Origin of the sequence: Lutibacter sp. (assembly GCF_041596795.1) — a bacterium.
In the GTDB taxonomy this organism is placed as follows: Bacteria; Bacteroidota; Bacteroidia; order Flavobacteriales; family Flavobacteriaceae; genus Lutibacter.
Genome location: NZ_JBFHHX010000202.1, coordinates 1 through 4279, shown reverse-complemented (window position 1 = coordinate 4279; position 4279 = coordinate 1). Strand labels below are relative to the sequence as shown.

Below are 4279 nucleotides of genomic sequence, written 5' to 3'. Positions count from 1 at the left end.
GATTGTCGTAAATTTCTAATTAATAAGTTTAACGGATGTGTTGTGTTTAATTCGTTGTTTTTTAAGAAATTGTTTATGGCGCTTACCAACCAATCTAAAGCTATTGGATGTTTGTAATTAACACCTGTAAGTAAACTTTCGGCAAAATTTTGTGTAGCGTGAGAAAGCTCGTGTAACAATTGTCTAATTCCTCCAATTAATTCTTTACTTAACGGATTAGAACTTAGTAAATCGTATCGTTCATGGCTAGATGCTGCCCTTTCGTGCAAACTTTGCAATACCATAAAATAGTGTAAATAGGGTGCTAGTGGTTTTTGATCTGTAAGAGATTCGCCATAACTATTTAATACTTCTTTACATTTATCTAACGCATCAACAGTTTGTACGTTTAATAACGCTAGTCTTGCTCTTATTTCTTTTTCCTCTTGCTCATCGCTTGGAAATAATTTAGATTTTTCATCTAAATATAACGAAAGTGCTGAAAAACCTCTGGCTAATTGTTCTTCTAATAAACTATAAGGTTTTACGCGTAATAATAAATACGAAAATATACCATAAATTAAGGCTCCTGATATTAATAATATAGGTTGAAGGTACCAAACCGGACTTAATTGTGCGCCAATCATTGTATAAATACCAACTAATAAAGCCCCAAAAGTTACACCTCTAAAACGTTCACTAATACCGCCTATTAAAATAAAAACTATTGTTGAAGCCGCTAAACCTCCAGCCATTATTACTGGGTAAGGCTGTAACAATTCAACTGAAAAAGTTGAAATAGCAAAGCTTAACATTTTTAAAGCCATTGATTTTAAACGGCCATTTGGATGATCATCAGTTTCCGAAAGTGCTCCTGCAAGTGCTCCTAAACCTAAGGTTACTGCGTAAAATGGCAATCCAATAACTAGCATAGAAACAACAAGGAAACCAATAACTATTGTAGCTTTAAACGCCAATAATCTATTTGGGTTTGTTAAAAATTTAGTACGGAAAGATTTATACCAGATTATTTGGTTTAAGTAGAATGAGAGTTGTTTCATTTTTAACTAAACAATTACACGGCAAAAGTAAGCATTAGCCATAGAAAATATACGAATAGTGAAAATAAAACTTAAATAAGCTAATTGCAGATATAAATAAAAACAGGAAGTCGAAACTTCCTGTTTTCTGAAGTTGTTTAATTGAAACTTTCAATTGATTAATTTTTGATATCTTTTTATTTCTAAAACGACACTAAAATTTAGTGCTTTCAGTTTACAATAAACCTCTTCATTTCAGTTTTCAACATACCCTAATATTGAAAACCTATATTTTATCTATTTCAATGCGTTTTTTAATTGTGATAACAAATATATGCTCTTAATATGAGGTTTCAAATGAGCAATATCAAAGTGTATATTGATTGATATCATCTTTTAAAAAGCATACAATAAAACAAGAAAAATAATGTAGTTGTTAGTTTAATATTTTAAATACATAATATGATTTGGGTTTGAATGTGTTTCGGAAATTTTAAAATTATAGCTACCAACAATTCCAAAACCTGCTTTTTTATAAAATTCAATTGCCCTAAAATTTTCTATCCAAACAGCTAGCCAAATTCCGGTGTTTTTATTTGTTTTAGATAATTCAATATTAAAATTGAACAGTTGAGCGCCTAATTTTAAATTGTAATATTCTTTTAATAAATAAAGCCGATCTAATTTGGTGCTATTTTGTTGTTCAATTTTTGGATGCGGTACATTTAACACAATTTTAGAATACCCAGCTGCTTGATTGTTATAATAAATAATGTGATAAATAGTATCTTCGTTTAACAATTCTTGAATAAAAACTTCTTTGTTGTACGTTTTTGTTATAAAAGTTTCAATGTTTTCTTTTGATGCGCTATTTCCGTGAGATTCCCAAAAAGCCTTGGCGCTTATATTACTCAATAATTCACAATCATTAACAGTGGCTTTAACAATTTTAATCATCAATCAAAGTTTAATTTTAAGGTGTTATTTGTAGTGTTGTTTAAATGTTCATTTACGGGTTTTGCCACAAAATTACAGCTGTACGGAAATTTAAAAGCTTCATAATTTTCTCCTTGCAACCAATGTTGTTCATCTTCTTGTTTTAAAATTACAGGCATTCGTTGTTTGTTATTATGAATTTCACTCATTAATTCATTTGCCTGTGTGGTAATTATGGTATAGGTGTTTATTTTTTTATTGTTAAAATCTGTCCATTCCGTAAAAATACCTGCAAAAGCAAACATCTCTTCATTTGGCAAAGTAATTACATATTTTTGTTTTTTAGAACCACTTTTGGTACGCCATTGCCATTCATAAAAACCATTAGCAATAATTAAACATCTATTCTGAATTACATCTTTAAATGATGATTTTTCGGCTAAAGTTTCAATACGTGCGTTTAATGTGTAGTTTCTTATGGAATTATTTTGCGACCAACTTGGAATTAAACCCCAATTAAATAATTGTGCTTTTGTTGGATCTGCATTTGTTATTACGGGTGTTTTAGGATAATCAAAAGCGCTACAAAACTCGGTTGGGTTAAACAGTTTTAAATTAGAAATATCTACCTTAAAACGCTGCGCAATTTCTTCTTTTTGCTTGGTTATTTTTGTTTGATAGCACATAAATCAAATGAATTTAATTCAGGAACATAATCGGCTAAGGGTTCAATATTTTTTGTTTGATTTTTTAAATATGAGTTTAAAATTCGTTTAATATCATTGTTGTCTTTTTTTAGTTCAATAATATTTAAATAATCATGAGCAGAACTTAGTGTTTGTTTGGAGTTAACAAATCCAAAACCTTGATAAATACCATTTAATACAAGTACATAGGCGTTTTCTTTTGCGGTTCTTCCAGTTTCTTTAATTACAAAATTATTGGTTTGGAATTGTACAGATTTTATAGCGTTTTGTACTCTTAAATTATATACATCTACAGCTTCTTCATTTTTGCAAATACCGTTACATTTTTTTATTTGATAATGAAAACACGTGGTAACATTTGTTTGTAAATGGCAATATTTAGGGCACAATTCAAATTCTTCACATAATTTTTCTAAAAAGAGTCGGGAATCTGTTGCGTTGTAAAAACTCATTATTGGGTTGGCAATTAATTTTAACCTGTTAAAAGCTAAATGTATAATTCCATCTCGGTCCTCGTAACTAAACAAACCAACACTTTCTTGTGTTCTTCGTTGCGCTCTGTTGTATTTTGGGTATCGATGTTTAATCTCGGAACTTTCTTTTAATAATGCTACCAATTCACTTCCTGTTTCTTCAAAAGTAACATTGCTTGTTTCTAAGCACATGGTTTGTTCTTTTTTAGATTTATCGTAAAAATGGCTAATAACGCGTTGTTTTATATTATTTGCTTTTCCAACATAAATAACTTCTCCTTTTTCATTTTTAAAATAATAAACACCTGGTTTTTCAGAAAGATTGTCAACTATTTTTTTAGGAAGTAATGGAGGTAATGTTGCTTGCCGTGAACGTGGATTTAAAAATGAGTTTATAACCACATTATCAGTATCTAATTGCAATAATTGCTCAAATAAAATGGTAGTTGCTTCGGCATCGCCTTTTGCTCTGTGTCTGTCTTTTATTTCAATGTTTTGTGAAGCGCATAAAGCACCCAAACTGTACGATTTTAATCCGGGAATTAATTTACGTGATAAACGAACCGTACATAATTTTTTGCGTTTAAAATCGGAGCCTAAATCTTTAAATTCTTTTTGAATAATGTTGTAATCAAAATTTACATTATGCGCTATAAAAATAGTGTCTTTTGTAATTTCAAAAACCCTTTTAGCAATTTCAAAAAATTTTGGCGCATTGCTTACCATTGCATCGGTAATTCCTGTTAAATTTGTGATAAACGGAGGAATTGAGCACTCTGGATTTACAAGAGTTGTATACTCGTTAACAACCTTTTTTCCATCAAAAATAAAAATGGAAATTTCTGTTATTTTAGAACTATGTCCAGTGGTTTCTATATCTACTATGGAATACATTTAGTGTAGTGATTTTTCTAGTTCTTTTAATTCAACACCTAGTTGTGTTAGCATACTTGCAATACTGCTTATTTTTAGTTCGTGTTCATCGTATTCTTGCGTATTTATACTACAGGTAAACTCCCAAATTTCAAGTACATCTTCTGCGGGTAAATAATAAGGATCGTATTTTTTATTATCAGAAACCATTAATAACATATTGTGTTCTTCTAATTTTTTAAAAACACGTTTATACACCATTCCTTCGCTT

4 protein-coding genes and 1 pseudogene are annotated in these 4279 nt (G+C 29.7%); all 5 read right to left on the bottom strand.

Annotated elements, in window-relative coordinates; all coding sequences use genetic code 11:
* The coding region (locus ABY298_RS15115; RefSeq protein WP_372746884.1) for an FUSC family membrane protein at nucleotides 1-1040 on the bottom strand (1040 nt) is incomplete at its 3' end.
* 420 nt (nucleotides 1041-1460) lie between these two features.
* Nucleotides 1461-1976: a GNAT family N-acetyltransferase gene (locus ABY298_RS15110; protein ID WP_372746883.1), complete on the bottom strand. Its 516-nt coding sequence runs from the start codon at nucleotides 1974-1976 to the stop codon at nucleotides 1461-1463.
* A complete protein-coding gene (locus ABY298_RS15105) occupies nucleotides 1976-2641 on the bottom strand; it encodes an SOS response-associated peptidase (RefSeq protein WP_372746882.1) in 666 nt (221 codons plus the stop codon). The genes ABY298_RS15110 and ABY298_RS15105 overlap by 1 nt, the downstream gene beginning before the upstream one ends.
* Nucleotides 2620-4029, bottom strand: coding sequence for an exonuclease domain-containing protein (locus tag ABY298_RS15100; protein WP_372746881.1), 1410 nt, complete (start codon nucleotides 4027-4029; stop codon nucleotides 2620-2622). The genes ABY298_RS15105 and ABY298_RS15100 overlap by 22 nt, the downstream gene beginning before the upstream one ends.
* Nucleotides 4030-4279: pseudogene (locus ABY298_RS15095) on the bottom strand (XRE family transcriptional regulator); the annotation flags it as partial.